The 24,408-nt window shown below is 51.9% G+C and carries 24 protein-coding genes and 3 pseudogenes; 24 read left to right on the plus strand and 3 right to left on the minus strand.

What is annotated here, in order from left to right; all coding sequences use genetic code 11:
- Positions 1-38: 38 nt before the first annotated feature.
- From E6P06_RS05300 to E6P06_RS05400, 21 genes and pseudogenes are all read left to right on the plus strand, one after another.
- Positions 39-527 carry a DUF1441 family protein gene (locus E6P06_RS05300; protein WP_127790516.1) on the plus strand — a complete coding sequence of 163 codons (489 nt, stop codon included), beginning with the start codon at positions 39-41 and terminating at the stop codon, positions 525-527.
- Positions 527-2,629 (plus strand): phage terminase large subunit family protein, encoded by a 2,103-nt coding sequence (locus E6P06_RS05305; protein WP_139935016.1) that lies wholly within the window; start codon positions 527-529, stop codon positions 2,627-2,629. Before E6P06_RS05300 ends, E6P06_RS05305 begins: the two co-directional genes overlap by 1 nt.
- Positions 2,626-2,841: a hypothetical protein gene (locus tag E6P06_RS05310; RefSeq protein ID WP_001082414.1), complete on the plus strand. Its 216-nt coding sequence runs from the start codon at positions 2,626-2,628 to the stop codon at positions 2,839-2,841. Before E6P06_RS05305 ends, E6P06_RS05310 begins: the two co-directional genes overlap by 4 nt.
- A complete protein-coding gene (locus tag E6P06_RS05315; protein ID WP_044700357.1) occupies positions 2,838-4,346 on the plus strand; it encodes a phage portal protein in 1,509 nt (502 codons plus the stop codon). The genes E6P06_RS05310 and E6P06_RS05315 overlap by 4 nt, the downstream gene beginning before the upstream one ends.
- The gene (locus E6P06_RS05320) at positions 4,273-6,303 is read left to right on the plus strand and encodes a ClpP-like prohead protease/major capsid protein fusion protein (RefSeq protein WP_371419194.1); all 2,031 of its coding nucleotides are present in this window, start codon (positions 4,273-4,275) and stop codon (positions 6,301-6,303) included. The genes E6P06_RS05315 and E6P06_RS05320 overlap by 74 nt, the downstream gene beginning before the upstream one ends.
- Before the next feature lie 91 nt (positions 6,304-6,394).
- A complete protein-coding gene (locus E6P06_RS05325) occupies positions 6,395-6,721 on the plus strand; it encodes a DUF2190 family protein (RefSeq protein WP_048217461.1) in 327 nt (108 codons plus the stop codon).
- On the plus strand, positions 6,714-6,989 hold the full coding sequence (locus tag E6P06_RS05330) for an ATP-binding protein (protein ID WP_139935018.1): 276 nt from the start codon (positions 6,714-6,716) through the stop codon (positions 6,987-6,989). The genes E6P06_RS05325 and E6P06_RS05330 overlap by 8 nt, the downstream gene beginning before the upstream one ends.
- A 12-nt stretch (positions 6,990-7,001) precedes the next feature.
- A complete protein-coding gene (locus tag E6P06_RS05335) occupies positions 7,002-7,556 on the plus strand; it encodes a phage tail protein (protein WP_071667532.1) in 555 nt (184 codons plus the stop codon).
- Positions 7,553-7,951 (plus strand): phage tail terminator protein, encoded by a 399-nt coding sequence (gene gpU / locus E6P06_RS05340; RefSeq protein ID WP_008784478.1) that lies wholly within the window; start codon positions 7,553-7,555, stop codon positions 7,949-7,951. Before E6P06_RS05335 ends, gpU begins: the two co-directional genes overlap by 4 nt.
- 7 nt (positions 7,952-7,958) lie before the next feature.
- Entirely contained in the window at positions 7,959-8,696 is a 738-nt protein-coding gene (locus E6P06_RS05345; RefSeq protein WP_139935019.1) for a phage tail protein, read from the plus strand.
- A 36-nt stretch (positions 8,697-8,732) separates the two neighbouring features.
- On the plus strand, positions 8,733-9,140 hold the full coding sequence (gene gpG / locus E6P06_RS05350) for a phage tail assembly chaperone G (protein WP_003826205.1): 408 nt from the start codon (positions 8,733-8,735) through the stop codon (positions 9,138-9,140).
- Between the two features lie 50 nt (positions 9,141-9,190).
- On the plus strand, positions 9,191-9,469 hold the full coding sequence (locus E6P06_RS05355; RefSeq protein WP_003034817.1) for a phage tail assembly protein T: 279 nt from the start codon (positions 9,191-9,193) through the stop codon (positions 9,467-9,469).
- On the plus strand, positions 9,447-11,963 hold the full coding sequence (locus E6P06_RS05360; RefSeq protein WP_139935020.1) for a phage tail tape measure protein: 2,517 nt from the start codon (positions 9,447-9,449) through the stop codon (positions 11,961-11,963). The genes E6P06_RS05355 and E6P06_RS05360 overlap by 23 nt, the downstream gene beginning before the upstream one ends.
- A 3-nt stretch (positions 11,964-11,966) precedes the next feature.
- Positions 11,967-12,074: pseudogene (locus E6P06_RS05365) on the plus strand (phage tail protein); the annotation flags it as partial.
- Positions 12,073-12,321: pseudogene (locus E6P06_RS05370) on the plus strand (NlpC/P60 family protein); the annotation flags it as partial. The pseudogenes E6P06_RS05365 and E6P06_RS05370, both read left to right, overlap by 2 nt.
- Before the next feature lie 97 nt (positions 12,322-12,418).
- Complete coding sequence (locus E6P06_RS05375; protein WP_103014282.1) at positions 12,419-12,925, plus strand: hypothetical protein; 507 nt, start codon at positions 12,419-12,421, stop codon at positions 12,923-12,925.
- Between the two features lie 103 nt (positions 12,926-13,028).
- Positions 13,029-13,277 carry a hypothetical protein gene (locus E6P06_RS05380; protein WP_139935021.1) on the plus strand — a complete coding sequence of 83 codons (249 nt, stop codon included), beginning with the start codon at positions 13,029-13,031 and terminating at the stop codon, positions 13,275-13,277.
- A 59-nt stretch (positions 13,278-13,336) separates the two neighbouring features.
- Positions 13,337-13,936: a tail assembly protein gene (locus E6P06_RS05385; RefSeq protein ID WP_139935022.1), complete on the plus strand. Its 600-nt coding sequence runs from the start codon at positions 13,337-13,339 to the stop codon at positions 13,934-13,936.
- Positions 13,937-13,991: 55 nt separating this feature from the next.
- Positions 13,992-17,296, plus strand: a pseudogene (locus tag E6P06_RS05390) (host specificity protein J).
- Complete coding sequence (locus E6P06_RS05395) at positions 17,296-18,240, plus strand: DUF6453 family protein (protein ID WP_139935023.1); 945 nt, start codon at positions 17,296-17,298, stop codon at positions 18,238-18,240. The pseudogene E6P06_RS05390 and the gene E6P06_RS05395 overlap by 1 nt, the downstream one beginning before the upstream one ends.
- 10 nt (positions 18,241-18,250) lie before the next feature.
- Positions 18,251-19,609: a phage tail protein gene (locus E6P06_RS05400; protein ID WP_139935024.1), complete on the plus strand. Its 1,359-nt coding sequence runs from the start codon at positions 18,251-18,253 to the stop codon at positions 19,607-19,609.
- A gap of 135 nt (positions 19,610-19,744) precedes the next feature.
- On the opposite strand, the gene E6P06_RS05405 is transcribed toward E6P06_RS05400, so the two are convergent.
- Positions 19,745-19,987, minus strand: coding sequence for a DinI family protein (locus E6P06_RS05405; RefSeq protein ID WP_139935025.1), 243 nt, complete (start codon positions 19,985-19,987; stop codon positions 19,745-19,747).
- Between the two features lie 78 nt (positions 19,988-20,065).
- Between E6P06_RS05405 and E6P06_RS05410 the strand changes: the two genes are divergently transcribed.
- A complete protein-coding gene (locus E6P06_RS05410; RefSeq protein WP_020838546.1) occupies positions 20,066-20,455 on the plus strand; it encodes a S24 family peptidase in 390 nt (129 codons plus the stop codon).
- A 31-nt stretch (positions 20,456-20,486) separates the two neighbouring features.
- Here the strand turns inward: E6P06_RS05410 and E6P06_RS05415 are convergent, their stop codons facing one another.
- Positions 20,487-21,581 carry a site-specific integrase gene (locus E6P06_RS05415; protein WP_047722298.1) on the minus strand — a complete coding sequence of 365 codons (1,095 nt, stop codon included), beginning with the start codon at positions 21,579-21,581 and terminating at the stop codon, positions 20,487-20,489.
- Between the two features lie 87 nt (positions 21,582-21,668).
- Between E6P06_RS05415 and dusA the strand changes: the two genes are divergently transcribed.
- Together dusA and pspG are read left to right on the plus strand one after the other, a co-directional pair.
- Positions 21,669-22,706: a tRNA dihydrouridine(20/20a) synthase DusA gene (gene dusA, locus E6P06_RS05420; protein WP_103798251.1), complete on the plus strand. Its 1,038-nt coding sequence runs from the start codon at positions 21,669-21,671 to the stop codon at positions 22,704-22,706.
- A gap of 133 nt (positions 22,707-22,839) precedes the next feature.
- Positions 22,840-23,082 carry an envelope stress response protein PspG gene (gene pspG / locus E6P06_RS05425; RefSeq protein ID WP_003031713.1) on the plus strand — a complete coding sequence of 81 codons (243 nt, stop codon included), beginning with the start codon at positions 22,840-22,842 and terminating at the stop codon, positions 23,080-23,082.
- A 301-nt stretch (positions 23,083-23,383) separates the two neighbouring features.
- Here the strand turns inward: pspG and E6P06_RS05430 are convergent, their stop codons facing one another.
- The gene (locus E6P06_RS05430) at positions 23,384-24,367 is read right to left on the minus strand and encodes a quinone oxidoreductase (protein ID WP_003841359.1); all 984 of its coding nucleotides are present in this window, start codon (positions 24,365-24,367) and stop codon (positions 23,384-23,386) included.
- Between the last annotated feature and the right edge of the window lie 41 nt (positions 24,368-24,408).

Below are 24,408 nucleotides of genomic sequence, written 5' to 3' on the forward strand. Positions count from 1 at the left end.
CGTGCAGATGTCGAATCGTTTAAAAAGTGTTCACCATCATGGACCAGGAAATTGCCACTTTAAAACTGAATATCAACCAGCTGGCGGGGATCACTGGCGTACACCGTCAGACGGTCGCCGCCAGGCTGAAAAATATTGAACCGGCCCCAGGTAGCAACAGCAAATTAAAGCTTTACCTGATCACCGACATTCTGACCGAACTGATGCTCCCCACTGTGTCAGCCAATATCGATGACATGTCGCCATCTGACAAGCTTTCCCACTGGAAGGCAGAGAATGAGCGACTCAAGTTCGAGCAGGACACGGGGCAGCTCATTCCCGCCGATGAAGTGGCGCGCGAATTCTCATTGATGGCGAAAGCCGTTGTCATGGTACTTGAAACCCTCCCTGATGTACTTGAGCGTGACTGTGCATTAACGCCTGTTGCGGTTTCTCGCGTGCAGAGCGTTATTGATGACCTGCGCGATCAGATGGCGGAGAGGGTGCAGGACGCTGAAGTAGAGGAGGAAGAGCCAGAGGAGGACTGATGGCAAAGCGGGCATCCGCCAGAGGCATCCGCCGCGATGTTTCCGGTATCTTACGTGCCCCGCGTCGAATGCAGGTGGCCGATGCGGTCAGTACTTATATGCGCGTGCCAATGGGGGCGGGTAACTCCGTTCCATGGGATCCGGATCTGGCACCTTACGTGATTGAACCGATGAACTGCCTGGCATCGCGTGAATATGACGCGGTAGTGTTTGTTGGTCCGGCGCGAACGGGTAAAACCATTGGTCTGATTGATGGCTGGATTGTTTACAACATTGTCTGTGATCCAGCTGATATGCTCTTGATTCAGATGACTGAGGAAAAGGCGCGCGAGCACTCCAAAAAGCGTCTTGATCGTACATTCCGTTGCAGCCCTGAAGTGAAATCCCGACTGAGCCCGCGGCGTAATGATAACAACGTATATGACCGCACGTTTCGCGCCGGGAACTACCTGAAAATCGGCTGGCCATCGGTCAATATCATGTCCTCATCGGACTATAAATGTGTGGCACTGACCGACTATGACCGTTTCCCGGAAGACATTGACGGGGAAGGTGACGCCTTTTCACTGGCATCAAAGCGAACAACAACGTTCATGTCGTCAGGTATGACACTGGTTGAGAGTTCGCCGGGCCGCGATATACGTGACACAAAATGGCGCCGTAGCTCACCGCATGAAGCACCTCCTTCAACGGGGATTCTGGCGCTGTACAACCGTGGTGATCGCCGTCGCCTTTACTGGCCGTGCCCACATTGCGGTGAATATTTCCAGCCTGAAATGGACAATATGACAGGTTACCGCGATATCGCGGACCCTGTTCAGGCCAGCGAGAAAGCCTGTCTTCAATGCCCTGCCTGTAAAGAGCACATCACTGCGGATATGAAGCGTTCGCTCAATATGAAAGGGAAGTGGCTGCGGGATGGGCAAACCATCGACAACGATGGTGTTATCACTGGGGAAGGGCGACGCTCGCGCATTGCCTCCTTCTGGATGGAAGGCCCTGCCGCCGCGTACCAGACCTGGGCGCAGCTCATCTATAAATTTCTTACCGCTGAGCAGGACTATCAGGCCACTGGCAGCGAGGAAGCACTGAAGACGGTAATCAACACCGACTTTGGGCGTCCGTATCTTCCTCGCTCCAGCATGGAACAGCGCAAAAGTGAACTGCTTGAGCAGCGTGCGGAGGTTGTACCAAAGCGCTCTGTTCCGGACGGGGTTTGTTTCCTTATGGCGACCGTCGATGTTCAGGCGGGGCGCAACCGGCGTTTTGTTGTTCAGGTTACTGGCTACGGCAGCATGGGAGAGCGCTGGCTGGTGGACCGCTACAATATCAGGCAGTCGATGCGCTATGACGCCAATGGCGAGAGCCAGCAGATTGACCCGGCAAGCTATCCGGAAGACTGGGATTTATTGCTGACCGATGTGTTTAACAAAGCCTGGCCAATGGCATCGGATCCGACTAGGTGTATGCGGCTGATGGCGATGGCCGTTGACTCCGGCGGTGAGGATGGTGTGACCGACAACGCTTATAAATTCTGGCGTAAGTGTCGTCGTGAAGGACTCGGAAAACAGATTTACCTGTTCAAAGGCGACAGTGTCCGCCGATCCAAACTTATCTCCCGAACCTTTCCTGATAATACCGGACGTTCAAGCCGACGGGCACAGGCTTCTGGTGATGTCCCGCTTTACTTGATCCAGACCGATGCTCTGAAAGACCGGGTGAACAACGCTTTGTGGCGTGATTCACCAGGCCCTGGCTATGTGCATTTCCCTGACTGGCTCGGCAGCTGGTTTTACGATGAACTGACCTATGAGGAGCGATCGACTGATGGCAAATGGAGTAAGCCGGGACGTGGTGCAAACGAAGCATTTGACCTGCTGGTCTACGCTGATGCGCTCGCCATCCTCCACGGCTACGAGAAAATCAAATGGCCCGCTGCTCCTGAGTGGGCGAGGCGGGAAACCTGGCTGGAGAACGCGCCGCCGGAAGCTGGCGAAGCGGCATCCCAGACACCAGAACCAGTACCCACCAAAAAACGGAAGCGGAAAAAGCCCGTAACCGATGATTCTAACCCCTGGAGTACATCAGGAGGATGGTTGTGAACCGTGTTGATATTGAAGCCATGATCCAGCGATATACCGAAGCCGAAATGGCGGTGCTGGATGGCAAAACTATCCGTTTCAATGGGCAGGAAATGACGATGGAGAACCTGTCTGAAATCCGAAAAGGGCGTCAGGAGTGGGAGCGTCGGCTCTCTTCTCTTATTTCTCATCGCCGCGGGCGACCCGGTTACCGACTGGCGAGGTTTGAATGAGCCTTTTAGATGATGCGATTGGGGTCTTTTCGCCTGGCTGGAAAGCAGCCCGTCTGCAGGCGCGCGCGAAAATCAGGGCATATGAAGCCGTTACCCCGACCAGAACGCACAAAGGGCGCCGTGAAAATCGTTCAGCTGATCAGCTCAGCAAAATGGGGGCGGTATCACTGCGGGAGCAGGCCCGGTGGCTCGATAACAATCACGATCTGGTGATTGGGGTGTTCGATAAGCTGGAAGAGCGGGTGGTTGGGAAAGCCGGAATTATTGTTGAACCCCATCCCAAACTGATGAACGGTAAAATCGCCAAAAAGCTGGCAGATCAGATCCGTAATAAATGGGCAGAATGGTCTGTCAGGCCTGATGTCACGAACCAGTTTACCCGCCCGATGCTTGAGCGCCTGATGTTGCGCACCTGGCTGCGGGATGGCGAAGTATTTGCCCAGCTTGTCAGTGGAACCGGGAATGGTCTTACGCCAGCAGCCGGTATCCCTTTCTGGCTTGAAGCGCTTGAACCAGATTTTATTCCCATGAACAGCGATGCTGCCAGCCAGCTTAATCAGGGGGTATTCGTCGACAACTGGGGCAGACCAAGGAAATATCAGGTTTATAAAAGCCTGCCCGTTTCAGGCCGTCAGCTTGATACCAAAGAAGTGGATGCGGAAAACATGCTGCATCTTAAATTTGTCCGCCGTCTGCACCAGACCCGGGGCGTATCGATGCTATCCGGTGTACTGATGCGTCTGAGCGCACTTAAAGAGTATGAAGATGCTGAGCTCACCGCCGCACGTATTGCTGCTGCGCTGGGTATGTACATCAAAAAGGGAGACGGGCAAAGCTTCGAAGAGAGTAACAGTTCTTCCGATGATGATGATCGGGAAGTGATGATTCAACCAGGCATCATTTATGACGATCTTAAGCCTGGTGAAGATATCGGCATGGTGAAATCTGACAGGCCCAATCCTAACCTTGAAACCTTCCGTAATGGGCAACTTCGCGCTGTCGCAGCAGGCAGCCGACTCAGCTTTTCAAGCACAGCCAGAAACTACAACGGCACCTACAGCGCGCAGCGGCAGGAACTGGTGGAATCAACAGATGGCTATCTCATTTTACAGGACTGGTTTATTGGCGCGGTGACCCGGCCAATGTACCGCGCCTGGCTGAAAATGGCGGTGGCCGCTGGCGAGATTAAATTACCCCGCGGTCTGGATATGGAGTCGCTGTACTCGGCGGTGTATTCCGGCCCTGTTATGCCGTGGATCGATCCGGTTAAAGAGGCCAATGCCTGGAAGTTACAGATCCGGGGCGGAGCGGCAACGGAATCCGACTGGGTCCGCGCCAGCGGACGTAACCCGAACGATGTGAAGGCGCGCCGGAAGGCAGAGATCGACGAAAACAAAGAGATGGGGCTGGTGTTTGACACTGACCCTGCTAATGACAAAGGAGGCACAAGTGCCGAAGCCAAAGAACCGGGCGCACCACCGTCCGAAAGCCAGCGCAAAAAGTAATTCCTGGTTTCGTATGCAGGCCAGCGCCGACAACGAAGCGGATATTTATATCTACGACGAGATCGGCTACTGGGGGGTGACGGCGCGCCAGTTTGTGAATGACCTTAAGGCGCTGGGCGACATTACCCATATCAACCTTCACATCAATTCGCCCGGTGGCGATGTCTTTGATGGCATCGCCATTTTTAATGCCCTGAAGCATCACGGCGCGGCGATCACCGTTCACATTGATGGTCTGGCAGCTTCAATGGCTTCGGTGATTGCGATGGTTGGCAACCCGGTAATTATGCCGGAAAACACGATGATGATGATCCATAAACCATGGGGATTTGCGGGTGGTGATGCCAACGACATGCGGGATTATGCCGATCTGCTGGATAAGGTCGAGTCTGTCCTGATCCCTGCCTACGCGGAGAAAACTGGAAAAACGACCGAAGAAATCGCCGCCATGCTGGACGATGAAACCTGGATGGACGGTAAAGAATGCTTAGAGCATGGCTTTGCCGATCAGGTCACTACCTCTCTGCAGGCAATGGCCTGTATTCAATCAAAACGTATCGAGGATTTTGAAAAGATGCCAAACAGCATTCGCAACATGATCACCCCACCGCGCAATACCACTGCGCGTGAGCCACAACAACCTCAGCCGCAGGTGACTACGCATCAGCCGGCAGCATCAGATGAAGCGACAATCCGTGCTCAGGTTCTCGCCGAGCAAAAGAGCCGCGTAAATGGTATCAACGATCTCTTTGCGATGTTCGGCGGCAAGCATCATGAGCTGCAGAATAAATGCATTGCGGATCCTGAATGCTCTGTCGCTCAGGCTAAAGATGAACTGCTGGCGGTGCTGGGCAAAACTGCCACCCCGTCGAATAAAACCACGGATGCGCATATTTACGCCGGGAACGGTAACTTTGTTGGAGATGGTGTCCGCCAGGCGCTGATGGCGCGCGCGGGCTTCGAGAGCATGGAGCGGGACAACGTCTATAACGGCATGACGCTGCGCGAATATGCCCGTATGGCGCTGACCGAGCGCGGCATCGGCGTTTCCAGCTATAACCCGATGCAGATGGTCGGTATGGCACTGACACACAGCACGTCTGACTTCGGTAATATCCTGCTCGATGTTGCTAATAAAGCGTTGCTGCAGGGCTGGGAGGAAGCGGCAGAAACTTTCGAGCAGTGGACTAAGAAAGGCCAGTTGTCAGACTTTAAAACGGCACATCGTGTCGGTCTTGGTGGTTTTTCTTCCCTGCGCCAGGTTCGCGAGGGGGCTGAATATAAGTATGTGACCACCAAAGATAAAGGTGAAAGCATTGCGCTGGCCACCTACGGGGAAATCTTCTCTATTACCCGTCAGGCGATCATCAACGACGATCTGAATCAGTTAACCGATGTACCTATGAAGATGGGCCGCGCGGCAAAAGGGACGATCGGCGATCTGGTGTATGCCGTTCTGACCGAAAACGCGAAATTGTCTGATGGCAAGCCGCTGTTCCATGCTGATCACGGCAATATCTCCGCAGGCGCGATTTCTGTAGCCAGCCTTGATGAAGCGCGCAAGATGATGCGTCTGCAGAAAGAGGGTGAGCGTCCCCTGAATATTCGCCCGGCATTCATGCTGGTGCCTGTCGCGCTCGAAACCCTGGCAAACCAGACGATCAAGTCTGCCAGTGTGAAAGGGGCGGATATCAACGCCGGTATCATGAACCCAATTCAGAACTTTGCTGAAGTTATCGCGGAGCCGCGTCTTGACGCCAAAGACACCAGCGCCTGGTATCTGGCCGCCGCTAAGGGCACGGACACCATCGAAGTGGCTTACCTGAACGGCGTTGATACTCCGTATATCGATCAGCAGGAAGGCTTCACGACCGACGGTATTGCCACCAAAGTGCGCATCGATGCCGGTGTATCTCCTCTGGATTATCGCGGCCTGGCTAAATCAACCGGGAAATAATCCCTTCCACTCAAGCAGCACATCACAGCCCATAAGGGCTTTTTTTGTATCTGAATTCGGCCCCGTACGGGGCTGGTTGGAGACTGAATTTATGGCGAAGAATTTTGTACAGCATGGCAAAACTATTGAGATTGCCAACACGGGCAGCGGTGCGATCCTGAGTGGTTCGCCGGTGATGGTGGGGAAAGTCGTGGCGATTGCCATTACTGATATTCCGGCAGGCCAGACGGGGGACGGTTTTGCCGAAGGGGTTTTCCTGCTTCCTAAGCTGACTACCGATGCGATCACCATCGGTGAGCAGGTTCATATCAAAGATGGCAAAGTGCAGAACGATGCGACAGGAGCCGATCTGGCCGGGGTAGCCTGGGAAGATGCTGCTGCCAGTTCCGCAATTGTAGCCGTGAAAATCAATGCTTAATCCCTTTGACAGACTTGTCAGCCGCATGGATGTGGTCACGGTAAACAAAATGGGCAAGCCAGCGATCATCAACGGGGAGCCCATGATTGTTATTCCGGCTGAGTTTCTGGAAGAAATGGGGCCTTTGAGCGGAACAGGGCGATCGCTGGTGGTGTTTACCTCAGGATACAGTCCGCGTCGTAATGACGTGGTGATTTTTGAAGGGGAGGAATTCCATCTTACCCGTCACGAACGCTTTAACGGCAAACCGCGCATCTTTATCGAGTAAGCAGGAGGGAATATGTCGATTAAGGGGCTGGAGCAGGCCATTGCCAACCTGAACAGCATAAGTAAAAAAGCTGTACCGCGCGCTTCCGCCCAGACGGTGAACCGTATCGCCACACAGGCGGTCAATCGCAGCGTGTCCACTGTCGCGAAATCAACCCGCGTCCCCCGAAAACTTGTCAGGCAGCGTGCACGGGTACGTCGGGCGACGGTGGCGAAACCGCGCGCGCTGATTCGCATAAACCGCGGTAATCTTCCCGCTATCAAACTGGGGCCATCCAGCATGCGTCTGTCCCGGCGTAAACGTGATAAGTCAGGCACGAACAGTGAGCTGCGTGTGGGGCGCTTTCGTTTTCCCGGGGCCTTTATTCAGCAACTGGCAAACGGTCGCTGGCATGTCTTGCGGCGTACCACGAAGAGCCGGTACCCCATTGAAGTGGTCAGTATTCCCTTAGCAATTCCCCTGACCGAGACATTCCGGGATGAAGTGCCAAAACTTATGGACGAACGTATGCCGCAAATTATGCGACAGAACCTGTCTAACCAACTGAGGCTAATCCTTAAACGATGAAAAACAGTGATATCCGGAAAGCCGTACTAACCGCGCTCCAGCGCAATATCTCAGATGCAGTGACATGGTTCGATGGTCGTCCTGGGTTTCTGGATGAGCAGGATCTTCCGGCGGTTGCGGTTTACCTTTCTGACGCCCGAGCCTCGGATGAAAGTGTTGATGAAGATATGTGGACAGCCGTGCTGCATGTTGAGGTGTTTCTGAAAGCCACGGCTACAGACAGTGCTCTGGATTCCTGGATGGAGGACCGCATCTATCCGGCAATGGCTGATGTTCCCGAACTGGCAAATCTTCTCGAATTGATGGCGGCTCAGGGGTATGACTATCAGCGCGATGAAGAGGCCATGACGTGGGGATCTGCCGACCTCAGTTATTCCATCAGCTACATTATGTGAGGACGTAATGACTACACCAAACCCACTGGCGCCGGTAAAGGGTGCCACCACCACGCTCTGGATTTATTCCGGATCGGGTAACGCCTTCGCCAACCCATTATCGGATGTTGACTGGACGCGCCTGGCAAAGATTAAAGATCTGCAGCCCGGTGAACTGACTGCCGAATCAAACGATGATACCTATCTGGATGACGATGATGCCGACTGGACTGCTACCGCGCAGGGGCAGAAATCGGCGGGGGAGGCCAGTTTTACGCTGGCCTGGAAACCTGCTGAGAGCGGGCAGCAGGATCTGGTTCGCTGGTTTGATGACGGTACCGTGCTGGCGTACAAAATCAAATACCCGAATGGCGCCATCGATGTGTTCCGTGGCTGGGTAAGCAGCCTGGGTAAAACGGTGACGGCAAAAGACACCATTACCCGTTCTGTCAAAATCAGCAACAACGGCAAACCAGGTCTTGCTGAAGACAGCGCTGCTGCAGCGATTGCCGTAACCGGCGTCAGCCTGGATAAATCGACCACCACCGTTGCGGTTGCTGCCACCACCACGCTGAATGTCACCGTGGCGCCAGCCAGCGCAAGCGATCAATCTTTCCGGGCCACCACCACGGATGCAGGTAAAGCCACAGTGACTGTCGCCGGTACGGTTCTGACAGTAACCGGCATTGCCGCCGGAACCGCCGACATTATCGTGATGACCAACGACGGGCTTTTTGTCGCGACCTGTAAAGTCACCGTTTCCTGACTTCCGGGGCTGTGGCCCCGCTTTCTGGAGTAACCCATGTTTTTAAAAAGTGAGCCGTTCGAACGCAACGGTAAGACCGTCACGCTCTACGAACTGTCGGCGCTGCAGCGTATTGAGCATCTTGAACACCTGAAGACGCTGGAAAGTATCACCGATGCCGACATGCAGGCGGCGATGGATATGACGATTAAATCCGGCGCACTGCTGGTGGCCATGTCTTTATGGCATGGACATCCCCTGAAAGGGACGCACAAAACACCGAAAGAAGACGTTGAGCAGATCCAGAATGAAGTGCTGATGACCTGGCCGCTGGAGATTGTTTCCGCTGCAGAGTACAGCGTGAAGCTGTTATCCGGCATGGTGCCGCTGCAGGAAGCGAATGATCCAGAGGATATCGCTGTGACTGAGCCGGTCAGTCTGGAAAAGTCCTCGCCAGCGAGCTGACATTCGTCCTGAAACTGGCGCGTGAATTTCGCCGCCCGGACTGGCGCGCCATGCTTGCTGGTATGTCGTCAACGGAATACGCCGACTGGCGAACGTTCTACCAGGACAATTTTTTTAATGATGCGCAACTGGATGCACATTTTTCCTCGCTGATGCATATCGTCATTACCGCGCTTGACCCCAAAACCACATCAACCCCTGCCAGCTTCAGCCTGCTTTCACCTTCTGCGGAGGATATTGCCGATGATGAACCTGGTGACGCTGTGCTGATGGCAAAGGCCGAGGGCATTTCAGGAGGTGTTCGCTATGGCCCAGACGGCAGTGGGTGACCTGGTCGTTAACCTTGACGTTAATTCGTCAAAGTTCAACGACCAGATGGAGTACGTAAAAAGGCAGTTTAAGCAGACGGGTGACGCAGCGAATGACTCTGCTCTGAAGGTGCAGCAGTCATTTACCCGCCAGGAGAGCGCGGCGAAGAAGGCCGGTATTTCAGTCGGCCAGTACAACGCGGCGATGCGTATGCTGCCTGCGCAGTTTACGGATATCGCCACTCAGCTGGCCGGAGGGCAGAGTCCGTGGCTTATCCTGCTGCAGCAGGGCGGTCAGGTGAAAGACTCCTTCGGCGGTATTATTCCGACCTTTCGGGCGCTGCTGGGCACCATATCGCCGGTGATGGTAGGCGTTGGCGCGCTGGCTGCCGCCACTGGCGCGGTGGTTTATGCCTGGTATCAGGGCTCGTCCACGCTGTCTGATTTCAACAAAACGCTGGTTCTGTCCGGTAATACTGCCGGGCTGACCTCAAACCGCATGCTGGTGCTGGCGAAATCCGGCGAGCAGGCGGGACTCACGTTTAACCAGACCAGCAGCGCGCTGACGGAGCTGGTTAACGCCGGAGTGCGTGCCGGTGCCCGGTTCGATGAGATGAGTCAGGCGGTAGCGAAATTTACCGATGCGTCGGGTGTGCCGGTCGATAAGGTGGCGGCGGCATTCGGCAAACTGACGAACGATCCGACCTCTGGTCTGATTGCCATGGCGCAGCAGTTCCACAACGTTACCGCGGAACAGATTGCTTATGTGGCGCAACTGCAACGCGCCGGTGATGAAGCAGGGGCGCTGCAGGCAGCTAATGATGCGGCGACGAACGGTTTTCGTGAGCAGACAAAGAGCCTGCGCGACAATATGGGGTCGATTGAGTCTGCTGCCGACAGCCTGAAGCGTGCCTTTAAATCGATGTGGGATGCGGCGCTCGATATCGGGCGGCCTGACACCACGCAGGAGATGGTTGCCAAAGCGGAAGCGGCCTTTAAGCGGGCGGATGAAATCTGGAATCTGCGTAAAGGTGATGGTTATGTCAATGATGATGCGCGTGCCAGCTACTGGAACGATCGGGAGTCTGCCCGCCTTGCACTGGAAATGGCGCAGCAGCAGGCCAGCGTGGCAAAGGCCACTGAGGATAACGCCGCCCGCGAGGCGGTGATTGAATCTGACCGCCAGAAGTATGCCGCGCAGGCGCAGTCGAATTATGCAAAGACGCAGACTGCGCTGGAGAAGTACACGGCCCGTCAGAATGAACTGAACAAGGCGCTTAAAGACGGACGGATCCTCCAGGATGACTACAACATCAATCTGGAAGCTGCGAAAAAAGAATACGACGACTCGCTGAAGAAACCCAAAGCCCCTTCAGCGGTAAAAACACCTGCAGGTGTAAAAAGTGTCGATACTGCCAGCGCGCAGACGCTGGAGCTGGAGGCGCAGTTACGCACTCTGCAGGAGCACAAGAGCATCACGGATACCATCAGCCAGCAGCGGCAGGAATTGTGGAAACAACAATCCCGCTTTTCGGTGCTGGAAGAGGCCGCCAAAAAGCGCGCGCTGACCGCCGATGAAAAATCGGTGCTGGCGAACAAAGACGAGGTACTGGCGCGGGCCGAAGTGAATGCCCGGCTGGGCGATCAGATTGTTGCCCAGGAACGGTTAAACCGCCTGCAGGACAGCTCGCAGAAGTACGTTACCCAGATTGGTGAGAAAACCCGGGCGCTTGTGGCCGGGGGCAGCATGAGCAGTCGCGGCGCGCAGCGGCAAAACGAAGAGGCACAGCTGCGGCAGGGCTGGATGAATGCCGGCGGTACGGACACCGATCAGGGTTATCAGAACGAACTGGATGCACTGAAGAAATATTATGCCGCACAGGACGAGCTCCGCGGCAACTGGCAGGCCGGGGCGAAATCAGCGTGGGCTGACTATGCCGATTCAGCAGCTGATGCCTATGGCTCGATGAAGTCTGCTGCTTCAGCCACATTCGATGGTATCAGCCAGAATATGGCCGATATGCTGACGACAGGGAAAGCAAACTGGGCAGATTTCACCCGTTCCACGTTGTCGATGCTGACGCAGATCCTGATGAAGCAGGCCATGGCTGGCCTGGTCAGTTCTGCCACGTCAGCGCTGGGTTTTGCTGGTGGTGGTTATACCGGGTCCGGCGGCAAGTATGAGCCTGCAGGTGTGGTGCACCGTGGAGAGTTTGTATTTACGCAGGAAGCCACCAACCGAATCGGTGTCGGCAACCTTTATCGCATGATGCGCGGCTATGCGACTGGTGGTCTGGTCGGGGGGAGTGGCGGTGGCGTTGCTTCTCCTTTTGGTGTCAGCGTGTATGCGCCGGTTTCGGTTACAACAGGCCAGGGGGATTCCGGTCAGCAGAAAGGAAACGACGATGCGCTGGGGAAAGCCTATCAGCAGGTGATCAACAGTTCCATCAGGGAAGGTATCACCAGAGAAGTCCGACCCGGAGGCATTATCTGGAATGCAACAAAACAGAGGTAAGCAATGGCGATCGAGCATTTTGCGTGGCGGATTAAAGCATCCAGCCAGCCGACCCTGAAAAGTAAGGATACCGTCCGCACGGCACAGTTTGGTGATGGCTATAAGCAAGTACCCCGAAAACTTCTACCACGATTGCTGGTATGAGTGCGGATTCCGTGAATTCAGTGGCGTACCGCAGCCAGGTGATATGGTGATCATGCAGGTCCAGTCCAATAAGTGGAATCACGCGGGAATTTTACTGGAAGGTAACATGCTGTTGCATCATCTGTATGGGCACCTCAGCCAACGTGTGCCATACGGCGGCTACTGGCAAGAAAGAACAATGAAGATTCTAAGGTATCGTGATTTCGCAAGTTAAAAAGCTGTATAGCGCATTGATTTATGAATGTTTGATGTTGTCTTCTATTCATTCAAGATGGTTTAATTACCTCGTTGCATGTTAACAAGGGAAAGACATGAAAAACCATCTACTTGCACTGGCTTTATTATTTTTTTCGTCATTATCAATGGCATATGATAGCGTCAAAGGGTATGGAAACACTTCTTGGGGGATGAGCCCAGAAGAGGTAATTGGTGCTGAAAATGGTAAGGTTCATAAAATTACTCCCCCATTGGAATACTATGAAACATTAGGACTTGTTGGAGTTGATAAGGTTGAAATCGGTGGTGGGAATTTCAAAGTTGTATATCAATTTAAGGAAAGTAAGCTTGTACAGGTTATAGTGCAGTCTATCGATAATAAATTTGTAAATATCAATAAAGGGTTATTTCAATCTGTTGATTCACTTTTGACACAAAAATATGGCACCCCTATTTATAAAGAGCCATATAAAGAGATAGTTTGGAATGTTTCTGGTATGAATGTAAATCTTAGCCATACTATTATTGACGGTATATCTAATTTTGTTACTGTTACGTATAGACCAGAGTCAGAACAGGCTAAAAAAAGTGATAATCTGTAATGCATGAGGTTAATTTTGAAAAAGCTACTTTCTTTAATTTTTTGCACTCTTCTAACCGCCTGTAGTACCGGGGTCTCTCGAAGCGCAGAAACCAATATTTGAAATGCACACCGATAAAGACATTGATACGGTTAACAGATGTATTGCTCCAAAATGGCTTGAATTACGTGCATCTAGTACAAGTATACCGACTGCATCAGGGTATAAAATAACTGCATCAGATGATATCTTTGGCGCTTTGTCTATTGTTAATATTGATAAGTCTTCAAATAGTGGCAGTGATGTTAAAGTTTACGCTGTTGCTAGAGGATGGAATGACCACTGGGCAAATGCAGCAAAATCCTGTATGTGATTTTAATTAATTAAAAAGGCCAAAGGCCACTTGAGAGTGGCCTTTTTTATGGGGTAAATATGCAAGAAATAATGACTAGGATTGAACTAGGTGGCGCGTTAGGTAAAACATTTGGTAGAGCCCATGACAGACTAATACGTACAACAGCAGAGGCTATCAATGCATTATCAAAAACAATTTGTGGATTTGAGCAATATTTAAATACGAGTAAAAATCGTGGTCTAACGTATGCTGTATTTAAAGGTAAAAGAAATATTGGAAAAGATGATTTATGTTTTCCAGTTACAGGAGAGGTGATAAGAATTATTCCTGTTGTAATTGGCAGTAAAAAGGCTGGCCTACTTCAAACAGTTTTAGGGGCTGTCCTTGTTGTCGTTGGTGTTGCAGTCGGATATTTATCGGGCGGAACTTTATCAGCAGTAGGCTATGGCGCTGCAAAACTAGGCGCTGCAATGATGCTTGGTGGTGTTGTTCAAATGCTTTCGCCACAGCCAGCAGGACTTGCCAGCAAACAGGATGCCGAAAATCGGGCATCGTATGCATTCGGTGGTGTAACTAACACTGCTGCTCAGGGTAATCCAGTTCCGCTTCTATACGGACGCAGGCGTATTGGTGGGGCGATCATCTCTGCTGGTATATACGTCGAAGACCAGCAATAACCAAAATAATCTTCCTTTCAGGCTACCAGATGGTGGCTTTTTTTATGGGCGCAATATGGCTACAACAACCCAGATTAAAGGCCGCAAGGGCGGCAGTTCCAGTTCCCGAACCCCTACCGAACAGCCTGATGATCTGCAATCTGTAGCGAAGGCCAAAATCCTCGTTGCGCTTGGGGAAGGGGAATTTGAAGGACAATTAACCGGAAAAAATATCTACCTGGACGGCACGGCGCTGGAAAACGCCGATGGCTCCCAAAACTTTAGCGGCGTGACGTGGGAGTTTCGCGCGGGAACTCAGGCACAAAATTACATTCAGGGCATTCCCGGTACCGAAAACGAAATCAACGTTGGAACTGAAGTATCAAGCGCAACAGCCTGGACGCGTACATTTACCAACACCCAACTATCAGCCGTTCGCCTGCGACTGAAATGGCCTTCACTGTTTAAGCAGGAGGACAACGGCGATCTGGTTGGGTATTCCATCAATTATGCAATAGACCTGCAAACTGATGGTGGGACCTGGCAAACCATGCTTAATACCAGCGCAACCGGCAAAACGACGTCTGGTTATGAGCGCAGCCACCGTATTGATTTACCGCAGGCTGGCAGCACCTGGACAATCCGACTGCGTAAGATTACCGCTGACGCAAACAGCGCCAAGATCGGCGACACGATGACGCTGCAAAGCTTCACGGAAGTGATTGATGCCAAGCTGCGCTATCCGAACACCGCGCTGCTGTACATAGAATTCGATTCAAGTCAGTTCAACGGTTCGATTCCACAGATATCCTGTGAACCACGTGGCCGGGTGATCCGCGTGCCTGATAACTATGACCCCGATACGCGGACTTATAGTTCAACGGTTCGATTCCACAGATATCCTGTGAACCACGTGGCCGGGTGATCCGCGTGCCTGATAACTATGACCCCGATACGCGGACTTATAGTGGTACATGGCAGGGCGCGTTTAAGTGGGCCTGGACCGATAACCCGGCGTGGATATTTTACGATCTGGTTATTACCGATCGCTTTGGTCTGGGTAATCGCCTGAGTGCAGCCAACATCGATAAATGGACGTTGTACCAGGTATCGCAGTATTGCGATCAGCCGGTACCGGATGGAAAGGGTGGAAGCGGGACAGAGCCACGCTATACCTGTAACGTCTATGTTCAGGACAGGAATGACGCTTACACTGTGCTGCGTGACTTTGCGGCTATATTCCGGGGTATGACGTACTGGGGCGGTGATCAGATTGTTGCGCTTGCCGATATGCCGAGAGATGTGGATTACGCTTACACCCGCGCTAACGTTATCGACGGACGCTTTACCTATTCCAGCAGCACGACAAAAACGCGGTATACCACCGCGCTGGTTTCCTGGTCTGATCCGGGTAACGCTTATGCGGATGCGATGGAGCCAGTATTTGAGCAGCCTCTGGTGGCCCGGTACGGATTTAATCAGCTGGAAATGACAGCCATCGGTTGTACCCGTCAATCAGAAGCGAACCGAAAGGGGCGCTGGGGTATTCTCACCAACAATAAGGATCGTGTTGTTTCGTTTGATGTTGGCCTGGACGGAAACATTCCGCAGCCGGGATACATCATCGCCGTGTCAGACGAGCTTCTGTCCGGCAAAGTTATGGGTGGCCGCATCAGTGCTGTTAACGGTCGCGTGATAAAACTTGACCGCGTAGCTGATGCAGCAGCAGGCGATCGCCTTATTATCAATCTTCCCTCCGGTGCGTCACAGAGCAGGACTATTCAGGCGATTAATGGGGAATCAGTCACAGTCACCACGGCATACAGTGAGACACCACAGGCCGAAGCTGTATGGGTGGTTGAGTCAGATGAACTCTACGCCCAGCAGTATCGAGTTGTCAGCGTCTCCGATAATGATGATGGCACTTTCTCTATTACCGGCGCATGGCATGACCCGGATAAATATGCCCGTATCGATACCGGAGTCATCATTGACCAGCGGCCCGTGAGTGTAATCCCGCCTGGTAACCAGTCGCCGCCGGCTAACATTGTGATCAGCTCGTTTTCAGTGGTGCAGCAGAATATCAGCGTCGAAACCATGCGTGTGAGCTGGGACCAGGCGCAGAATGCAATCGCCTACGAGGCACAGTGGCGCCGCAATGATGGTAACTGGGTAAACGTGCCGCGCAGCTCCACCACCTCATTTGATGTATCGGGTATTTATGCAGGGCGCTACCTCGTGCGTGTGCGTGCCATTAATGCCGCTGAAATTTCCTCTGGCTGGGGCTACTCCGAAGAGAAAACGCTGACGGGCAAGGTGGGAAATCCACCGAAACCTGTCGGCTTTGCGACAACGCCGATCAACTGGGGGATTCGCCTGAACTGGGGATTCCCGGCTAACACCGGGGATACGCTGAAAACGGAAATTCAGTACACCGCGAACAGTGATTTCTCTAATCCTCTTTTGCTGTCGGATGTGCCTTATCCGTCAGCCGAATACACCCAACTGGGACTGAAGGCGGGACAGGAGTTCTGGTACCGCGCGCAGCTGGTTGACAGAACGGGTAATGAATCAGGCTGGACCGACTGGGTTCGTGGTGTATCCAACGCGAATGCTGACGACTACCTGGGCGATATTGCTGGTGACTTCCTGACGTCTGCCGATGGTGACCGCCTGACAAGCGACATAGATACCAACCTCGAAGCCGCATTGCAGAATGCGCTGGCCAACCACGGAACCGTAGAGCACCAGTGGGCGCAATACGGCGAGGTGCGTGCGGATATTCTGGTGGTTAAAACGACCATTGCGCAGGTCGATAAGGCCATGGCTGAAATGTCCACGCAGGTGCAGGCGCAGTTCAATAATGTGACTGCAGCTCTGGAAGATAAGCTCACCGCCGTGGTTGATGCCACCGGAGCCTCTGCCATCTATACCCTCAAAACCGGAGTTCGGATAAACGGTGTGATGTATAACGCCGGCATGTCGATCGCGGTACTGGCAGATGCGGGTAAGCCGGTAGTCACCCGCGTCGGGTTTAACGCCAATCAGTTCGTCCTGATGAGTGGAAGCGGTGATACGCAATATTCACCTTTTGCGGTGGTGAATGGTCAGGTGTTTATCAGCGATGCGTTTATTCAGGATGGCAGCATTACCAATGCCAAAATTGGCAACTATATCCGGTCCACATCTTTCGTTTCTGGTCCTTTAGGGGCAGGGTGGAATATCGACAAGAATGGAAACTGCGAATTTCATGGGCAGTTTTATGCGAACAGCGGCCAGTTTGCATTTAACGGTGCGAATAACACTGTTGTTATCAACGGCAATGGATTGACAGTTAATCTTCCCGGTGGTGGACGAGTCGTCGTAGGGAGGTGGTCATAATGCCGGAAGGTATTCTGATTGATTACAACGATGGCCGCCCGGCAATGGCCATTACAGCGGGGCTGCGAGCCCCGAGTTTTTGTACATCGTTCTCAGGCTGGTCATCCCAGTTCATGCAGTACCCGGTCAATACGCCGCTTGTTCCCGGTTCACAGGCTATCGTGGTGCCCACCAATCCCATTTACATCTATTCGTTTGCTGAATTTGATGTGGCCATTATGACGAGCGTCACCCGAAACGGTGATTCCGGGGTCATTATCGGGGCTGAGACAATCGGCGGAAAAAGTCTTGTCCCTGACTGGTCAGGTTACGTCATGGAGCTGCTGCCTGCGGAGACATATAACGAAGGATTACTGGTTTCAAACTCGACTGACTTCACCGCCATATCTAATCAGGCCGCGCTGATGACCTGCGCTTATTCCGGGCGCATTACGGTTAACGGCAGTGCTGCGCTTCCGGTGAGCGGTATTCCTTTTGGTAAATGGGATAACCCGAATGTGTCGGTAGGGTTTGATGGCGGCAACATAATCGTTCGCGATATTTCCTACACAGGGCGGGACGACGTGGGCGGAACGGCGACGATTGACCTGGTGATATTCAATCAGACAGCACCTGTCGGCGGCGACGGTATCACGCTGACCAACGCCGCAGGCCAGGTGACGTTCTCCACGCTGAAACGCCCCTTTGTATATGACCACCAAATCCAGATTACCGATGCCTTTCAGGATATTGGCGGTGGATTCTGCCAGATAGTCTATACCGGCGTTCAGGTACGTATGATCGGTGGATGGGGAAATATCAGAACTAAAGGCGTGGTCATGTCAGGTGGTAGCGTCAGGTCGGCCTACAACAAAGTGTTTGCGGACCGTAATTCCGGTTCATGGGATATGACCCGAAACAGAAATATCGCCATGCCTATTCTTATTCTTCCGAACATGTATTGAGGAAAAAACTATGTCAGCAGGAACCTTAACCCTGACGAATAATTCTGCTGCGGTCGCTGGCAGCGGGACCGCGTTTACTACCGAGGTAGCGGCCGGAGATTTTATTGTTGTCACTGTCGGCGGCGTTCCCTATACGCTCCCGATTAAATCAGTGGAAAGCGGTACTGCGTTGACGCTGGTCAGCAATTTTACCGGGCCAACCCAATCTGGCGCGGCCTGGTCAGCTGTTCCCCGTGTGGCGCTGAATATGGTTACCGCGGCGCTGGTGGCACAAAGTGCAGAAGCCCTGCGAGGCCTGAACTACGACAAACAGAACTGGCAAAGCATTTTTAGCGGTAGCGGGAACGTCACTGTTAAGTTACCCGACGGTAGTTCCTTTACCGGACCGGCCTGGGGAGGCATTACTACAGTACTTTCAGAAAAGGCAGATAAAACCGCGCTCGGAGATTACGCCAAAAAAGGTGAAAACAGTGATATCACCAAACTTTCAGGCCTGACGACACCTCTGTCTGTTAAGCAAGGAGGTATTGGTGCATCAGATGCGGCCGGGGGGCGCGCAAATATACTTGCTGCACACAGACAGAATAGTTTTACGACGAGCATTAGCTCACAGGCGTTGTCCGGAGCTTCGTTAGTAAGAAATCCGGGGGTCTGGACATTGAATAACAGTTCAGCCTATCCCACAAATTTTGGTACGTTGTTAACCTACTCTAATGGACCAGAAGATAATACCAATACTGGAATTGGCCTCTGGTACACCATGCTGGTGTTAGGGCATAACCGAAAAGTATGGTTTTCCGCGAATGTTAACGGAACCGCCACCCCGTGGGATGTATTTTATACAGCAGGAAATACGACTGTTGACTCAAATGGCAATCTTAAACCGGCTTCTCCCGTCGTTAAAATTAAGGGGAATGGGACAGCAGAGCTAAATGACGAATCTGAAGGCGTGGTGGTTGAGAAATTAGATACAGGGATATATAAAATATCGGGCGTCCTTGGTTTTAATTCTGATCCTATTTGGGGTGGTGTTGATGGTGGTATTGTTATCCCAACCAATGGGAATGGACTTCCTTTGTTGTGGGTTGACTACGAAATTGAACCTGATGGTGACATTACTATTCGCACGTTTCATCGCACACACAGAAATGCGCCAGAATTTGCCAGAAACCTGATTGGTATTAAAAATGACGATGGTTCATTTACCGAAACGGTTAAAGATGGCGACCCAGTGGATATCCCGGCTGGTCGCTGGATAGATTTGCGTGTTGAGATGCCGCAAAACAGCATCTGGAATCAGAAACAGAAGGATATGCTGGAGGCGATGGAAAAAGCTGAGATTGAGTGTCAGCAGGATGCTCAGGTTTAAAAAAAGGCAGTTGCCGCAACCACACCGTATGCAAGAGCGTGGTTACGGCTGGCTGGCGAACGTTCGATAGTGCGAGTATTGAATGATTGCCAGTCGCGGTGGATTTTACTTCTGCAGTATGACGAATCAATGTGTTTAATCTGAAATCAGCCACATATCAGCCTCTTCAAACATTTCCTGAACAGTACGGCTTATCTGCTCTTTCTCATGCTTGCTGGCGTCAGTGTTGATCGCCGGCAGTGTCATCATCGGTTTTACCCGAACATCAGCATCGGGGAAGATCCGGTGAACCCTCTTGGTTAACTCGCCCAGAATGATATCTTTTGCACCTGGCAGACCATCAAAATTCCTTTTGTCATAAACGAGTTCCACGAACATTGCTCATTGCTCCTTTACTGTATAGATATACAGTATTTATACTGTGTTTTTATCCGGTATTCAAGAGAGGGCGTAAACATGGGCTTTCCTTCACCTGCGGCAGATTATGTTGAAACACGAATCTCCCTCGATCAGCAGCTAATCAGCCAGCCAGCAGCGACTTATTTTATGCGGGCATCGCGTTCACATTTCAGGGAAGGGATAATCCAGGGGGCGCTACTGGTTGTTGATGCGTCACTTTCTCCCTGTGATGGCTCGCTGCTGATCTGCGCGATAGACGGAGAATTTAGGATCAAGCGATATCGGACACATCCTCAACCCCACCTCGTTAATCTGGAGAACGGGAGAAAGGAGGCGCTGCCAGTAGATGATGGTGGTTACAGTTCTGCACCCGCTATATTCGGGGTGATCACGTACATCATTAATGATGCCAGGAATGGAGAGTTCGACGATTGCCCAGTTATGTAATGAAAAAAAGCCCGTTTATACGGGCTTTCGTTTAGTCATTTTTTCTGGACTTTTGCAATTGTTCAAGCCTTACATGAAGTGATTTAGGGAATAGCTCTGTGTAAACTTGCCACAGTACATTCAGCGACCTATGGCCAGTAACTTGGGCCACTTCCTCTATACTGAATCCAGCTTCAAAAAGTCTGCTTGCGCCTTCCCTTCTAAGGTCATGATATCTTAGATCCTCAATTCCAAGAGCACTTCTTACCCTTTGGAATCCTGCCGTTACGGAACTGCTTATATAAGGGAATATTAGCTCTGACTTACGCGGCTGGCGCTGGACAATATCCCAGGCTTCTCCGAGTAAAGCGACATTCATGTGGTTCCCTTCTTTTTTACGTGGATCCTTCCTGTCTCTCACCAGCACTGATTTTTGTTTTTCATCGATATCATCCCATCGCAAACGGCAAACCTCGCCAATGCGCATGCACGATAAAACAGAAAACATCAGAATATCGACGAATGGGATTTTTGATCCCCGCCTTTGAGAACGTTGTTTCAGGCCTTCGATCAGCATGTTTAGTTCTTCAGATGCTGGTCGACGACTGCGTCGATTTGATTTTCCAATTAACCCCAATTTGAGGAGGTGAGGGCGCGCCTCTTTTGCCGGATTGCTAGTATAGTTAATGCCATACACTGGCTTTGCACAATCAAGCACGCTCCCAAGATAGCTGACGTCATGGCTTACGGTCGCTGGCCCGGCTCCTGCATTATTTCGCAATCGACAGTGCTCTATTACGTCATTTGCGGTTAATGACAGCAGGGGGATAGCTGCAATGTCGCAGTCAACGAGCATATTAAGAACATAGCTTTTTGTTCGTCCTGCTTTGCCACCAGCGTTTGGATCATTGATGTATTTTTGCAACAAATCACGGACTGTTATTCCGGTTGCATCATCAGATGATGGGAGACCATAAAGATCCAGTTCCATAACCCTCTGGGATCCCCATGTTTTAGCATGCGCCTGTTTTGGGAAGGTTTTACTTTCTCTGAATGTGATAACGCCTTTTTCCTTAATAAGCACGGTACAGCGGTAGCGTGGAGTGCCATCAGATTTTAGTCGTTTCTCTATGTTATAGTATGCCATTACTCTGTCTCGTCATTTCAGGTTCCCATACGTATGGGGGCCTGAGTGGGAACCTGATAAGAGAAAAATATACTTAAATGTCAAAAAATGCACGGTAATCTTAAGATGATAAAAACCAGCCAAACCAGCGCAATGCCTGAAAATACTGACAATCACTGGAATGGTCGGTTTAGTGTTGCTCCTATGCTCGACTGGACGGACAGACACTGCCGCTACTTTTTGCGCTTACTGTCCAGCCAGACGTTGCTCTATACGGAGATGGTAACCACCGGCGCGATCATTCATGGTAAAGGCGATTATCTGGCGTATAGCGAAGAAGAGCATCCGGTCGCATTGCAACTGGGCGGGAGCGATCCTGCGGCGCTGGCGCAGTGCGCAAAGCTCGCTGAACAGCGGGGTTATGACGAAATCAATCTCAACGTGGGTTGTCCTTCCGACCGCGTGCAGAATGGCATGTTTGGCGCCTGTCTGATGGGGAATGCGCAACTGGTCGCCGATTGCGTCAAAGCAATGCGCGACGTGGTGTCGATTCCGGTAACGGTGAAAACGCGTATCGGCATTGATGACCAGGACAGCTACGAATTCCTGTGCGATTTCATCAACACGGTATCTGGCAACGGCGAATGTGAGATGTTTATTATTCACGCCCGCAAGGCCTGGCTATCCGGGTTAAGCCCGAAAGAAAACCGCGAGATCCCACCGCTGGATTATGACCGTGTTTATCAGCTAAAGCGTGATTTCCCGCATCTGACGATGTCGATCAACGGCGGCATTAAATCGCTGGAAGAAGCAAAAATTCATCTGCAACATATGGATGGCGTGATGGTGGGGCGTGAAGCTTACCAAAACCCAGGAATTCTGGCGTCCGTTGACCGTGAGATTTTTGCTGCTGCCACCGAAGATGCCGATCCAGTTGCCGTGGTGCGCGCCATGTACCCGTACATTGAGCGTGAACTGAGTAAGGGAACCTATTTGGGACATGTGACGCGCCATATGTTGGGGCTGTTTCAGGGGATCCCTGGGGCTCGTCAGTGGCGTCGCTATCTGAGCGAAAATGCGCATAAAGCCGGGGCAGATATTAACGTACTGGAGCATGCGCTGAAGCTGGTCGCTGACAAGCGTTAAGTTTTCGCCAAAAGTTAGTTAATTTCACCACGCCCTGCGCTTTGTCGCGGGGCGTTTTCTTTATAAATCAATACATTATTTTTGGCATGTTTCTTGTAAAGCAATGGAGAGAATTTCATTTCGGGAGAGAGCCATGCTGGAACTACTTTTTGTGATTGGATTTTTTATCATGCTGATGGTCACCGGCGTATCTTTACTGGGCGTTCTGGCTGCATTGGTCGTAGCCACCGCAGTGATGTTTCTGGGCGGACTATTTGCCTTGATGATTAAACTGTTGCCCTGGCTGCTACTGGCTGTTGCCGTGGTGTGGGTTATCAAGGCGATAAAAGCGCCAAAAGTCCCACAGTATCAGCGCAATAACCGTCGATTTTACTAAGGTATTGAGTGGTGCGTCACAACCTGCAACATTGCCTTTAGAACCAAATAGGAATTGATTATCAAATCTGTCACTATTGCCGGGTTAACGAATTCATCGAGCTGTACCCTACATACAGCCGAACTAAAAAAAGAAAGGGCTTCCCACGGGAAGCCCTAATTCTTTACTTCCCCGTCATAATTCAAACCGCAGGTGTGTTGGCTGCTTTCATTCACCCCAGTCACTTACTCCAGTAAGCTCCTGGGGATTCATTCAATTGCCGCCTTCCTGCAATTTGAATTATTTAGGGGAAGTCGAAGCATTATGGGATTAGCAAACTCGATCCCTGCGTTGCCCGGCTTTCCAGTACTTCATGAGCACGCTGTGCATCGTGCAGTGCGAACGTCTGACCAGGCGCGACATCCACTTTGATTACTCCGCTGGCAATTAGCGAGAATAGCTCATTGCTGGCTTCGGTTAATTCGCGGTGATTGGTGATATACCCCTGGAGTGAAGGACGGGTCACGTACAGCGAACCTTTCTGGTTCAGAATACCTAAGTTCACGCCAGTCACCGGCCCGGAAGCATTACCAAAGCTGACCATTAGTCCCCGGCGCTGTAAACAATCCAGCGAGGCTTCCCAGGTATCTTTCCCCACCGAGTCATACACCACCCGTACTTTTTTTCCGCCGGTTATCTCTTTCACTCGCTCAACTATGCTTTCTTCACGATAGTTAATGACCTGCCATGCGCCGGCCTGCAGCGCAATTTGCGCTTTTTGCGCACTGCCGACGGTACCAATCAGCTTCGCGCCCAATGCTTTTGCCCACTGGCAGGCAATCATCCCGACGCCGCCCGCAGCCGCATGGAACAAAAACGGCTCATCAGGCTGAATTTCATAGGTTTTACGCAGCAGATAAAAAACGGTTAACCCTTTCAGGAATGAGGCTGCGGCTTGTTCAAATGAGATAGCGTTGGGTAGGATGGCGGCTTTATCGGCCGGAACGTTATGCACTGAGCTGTAGGCACCAAGGGCAGACTGGGCGTACACCACGCGATCGCCAGCTTTAATGTGTGTCACTTTGCTGCCGACTTTGCTGACTACGCCGGCAGCTTCGGTACCCAGGCCGCTGGGCAGAGATGGCGGCGGATAAAGACCACTGCGGATGTAGGTGTCGATATAGTTGATCCCAATAGCTTTGTTCTCGACCTGGATTTCGTTTTCCGCCGGGTCTACGGGTGTAAACTCCACCGCCTTGAGTACATCAGGGCCACCATGCTTGTGAAATTCAATACGTGTTGCCATGCTTCCTCCAAAAGAAATGTGGTAATCTTTCGACCCAATCA

The sequence above is a fragment of the Citrobacter sp. CF971 genome (assembly GCF_006385635.1).
Taxonomy (GTDB): domain Bacteria; phylum Pseudomonadota; class Gammaproteobacteria; order Enterobacterales; family Enterobacteriaceae; genus Citrobacter; species Citrobacter freundii.

Excerpts from the sequence above, each read along its gene's own strand:
- E6P06_RS05315 (WP_044700357.1), top strand. The coding sequence starts at position 2,838 with ATGAGCCTTTTAGATGATGCGATTGGGGTCTTTTCGCCTGGCTGGAAA.
- E6P06_RS05395 (WP_139935023.1), top strand. The coding sequence starts at position 17,296 with ATGCCGGAAGGTATTCTGATTGATTACAACGATGGCCGCCCGGCAATG.
- E6P06_RS05360 (WP_139935020.1), top strand. The coding sequence starts at position 9,447 with ATGGCCCAGACGGCAGTGGGTGACCTGGTCGTTAACCTTGACGTTAAT.
- gpU (WP_008784478.1), top strand. The coding sequence starts at position 7,553 with ATGAAAAACAGTGATATCCGGAAAGCCGTACTAACCGCGCTCCAGCGC.
- E6P06_RS05300 (WP_127790516.1), top strand. The coding sequence starts at position 39 with ATGGACCAGGAAATTGCCACTTTAAAACTGAATATCAACCAGCTGGCG.
- E6P06_RS05320 (WP_371419194.1), top strand. The coding sequence starts at position 4,273 with ATGACAAAGGAGGCACAAGTGCCGAAGCCAAAGAACCGGGCGCACCAC.
- E6P06_RS05380 (WP_139935021.1), top strand. The coding sequence starts at position 13,029 with ATGCACACCGATAAAGACATTGATACGGTTAACAGATGTATTGCTCCA.
- E6P06_RS05415 (WP_047722298.1), bottom strand. The coding sequence starts at position 21,581 with ATGGCATACTATAACATAGAGAAACGACTAAAATCTGATGGCACTCCA.
- E6P06_RS05305 (WP_139935016.1), top strand. The coding sequence starts at position 527 with ATGGCAAAGCGGGCATCCGCCAGAGGCATCCGCCGCGATGTTTCCGGT.
- E6P06_RS05355 (WP_003034817.1), top strand. The coding sequence starts at position 9,191 with ATGCTTGCTGGTATGTCGTCAACGGAATACGCCGACTGGCGAACGTTC.
- pspG (WP_003031713.1), top strand. The coding sequence starts at position 22,840 with ATGCTGGAACTACTTTTTGTGATTGGATTTTTTATCATGCTGATGGTC.
- E6P06_RS05430 (WP_003841359.1), bottom strand. The coding sequence starts at position 24,367 with ATGGCAACACGTATTGAATTTCACAAGCATGGTGGCCCTGATGTACTC.
- E6P06_RS05410 (WP_020838546.1), top strand. The coding sequence starts at position 20,066 with ATGGGCTTTCCTTCACCTGCGGCAGATTATGTTGAAACACGAATCTCC.
- E6P06_RS05400 (WP_139935024.1), top strand. The coding sequence starts at position 18,251 with ATGTCAGCAGGAACCTTAACCCTGACGAATAATTCTGCTGCGGTCGCT.
- E6P06_RS05345 (WP_139935019.1), top strand. The coding sequence starts at position 7,959 with ATGACTACACCAAACCCACTGGCGCCGGTAAAGGGTGCCACCACCACG.
- E6P06_RS05385 (WP_139935022.1), top strand. The coding sequence starts at position 13,337 with ATGCAAGAAATAATGACTAGGATTGAACTAGGTGGCGCGTTAGGTAAA.
- E6P06_RS05405 (WP_139935025.1), bottom strand. The coding sequence starts at position 19,987 with ATGTTCGTGGAACTCGTTTATGACAAAAGGAATTTTGATGGTCTGCCA.
- E6P06_RS05330 (WP_139935018.1), top strand. The coding sequence starts at position 6,714 with ATGCTTAATCCCTTTGACAGACTTGTCAGCCGCATGGATGTGGTCACG.
- E6P06_RS05325 (WP_048217461.1), top strand. The coding sequence starts at position 6,395 with ATGGCGAAGAATTTTGTACAGCATGGCAAAACTATTGAGATTGCCAAC.
- gpG (WP_003826205.1), top strand. The coding sequence starts at position 8,733 with ATGTTTTTAAAAAGTGAGCCGTTCGAACGCAACGGTAAGACCGTCACG.
- E6P06_RS05375 (WP_103014282.1), top strand. The coding sequence starts at position 12,419 with ATGAAAAACCATCTACTTGCACTGGCTTTATTATTTTTTTCGTCATTA.
- dusA (WP_103798251.1), top strand. The coding sequence starts at position 21,669 with ATGCACGGTAATCTTAAGATGATAAAAACCAGCCAAACCAGCGCAATG.
- E6P06_RS05335 (WP_071667532.1), top strand. The coding sequence starts at position 7,002 with ATGTCGATTAAGGGGCTGGAGCAGGCCATTGCCAACCTGAACAGCATA.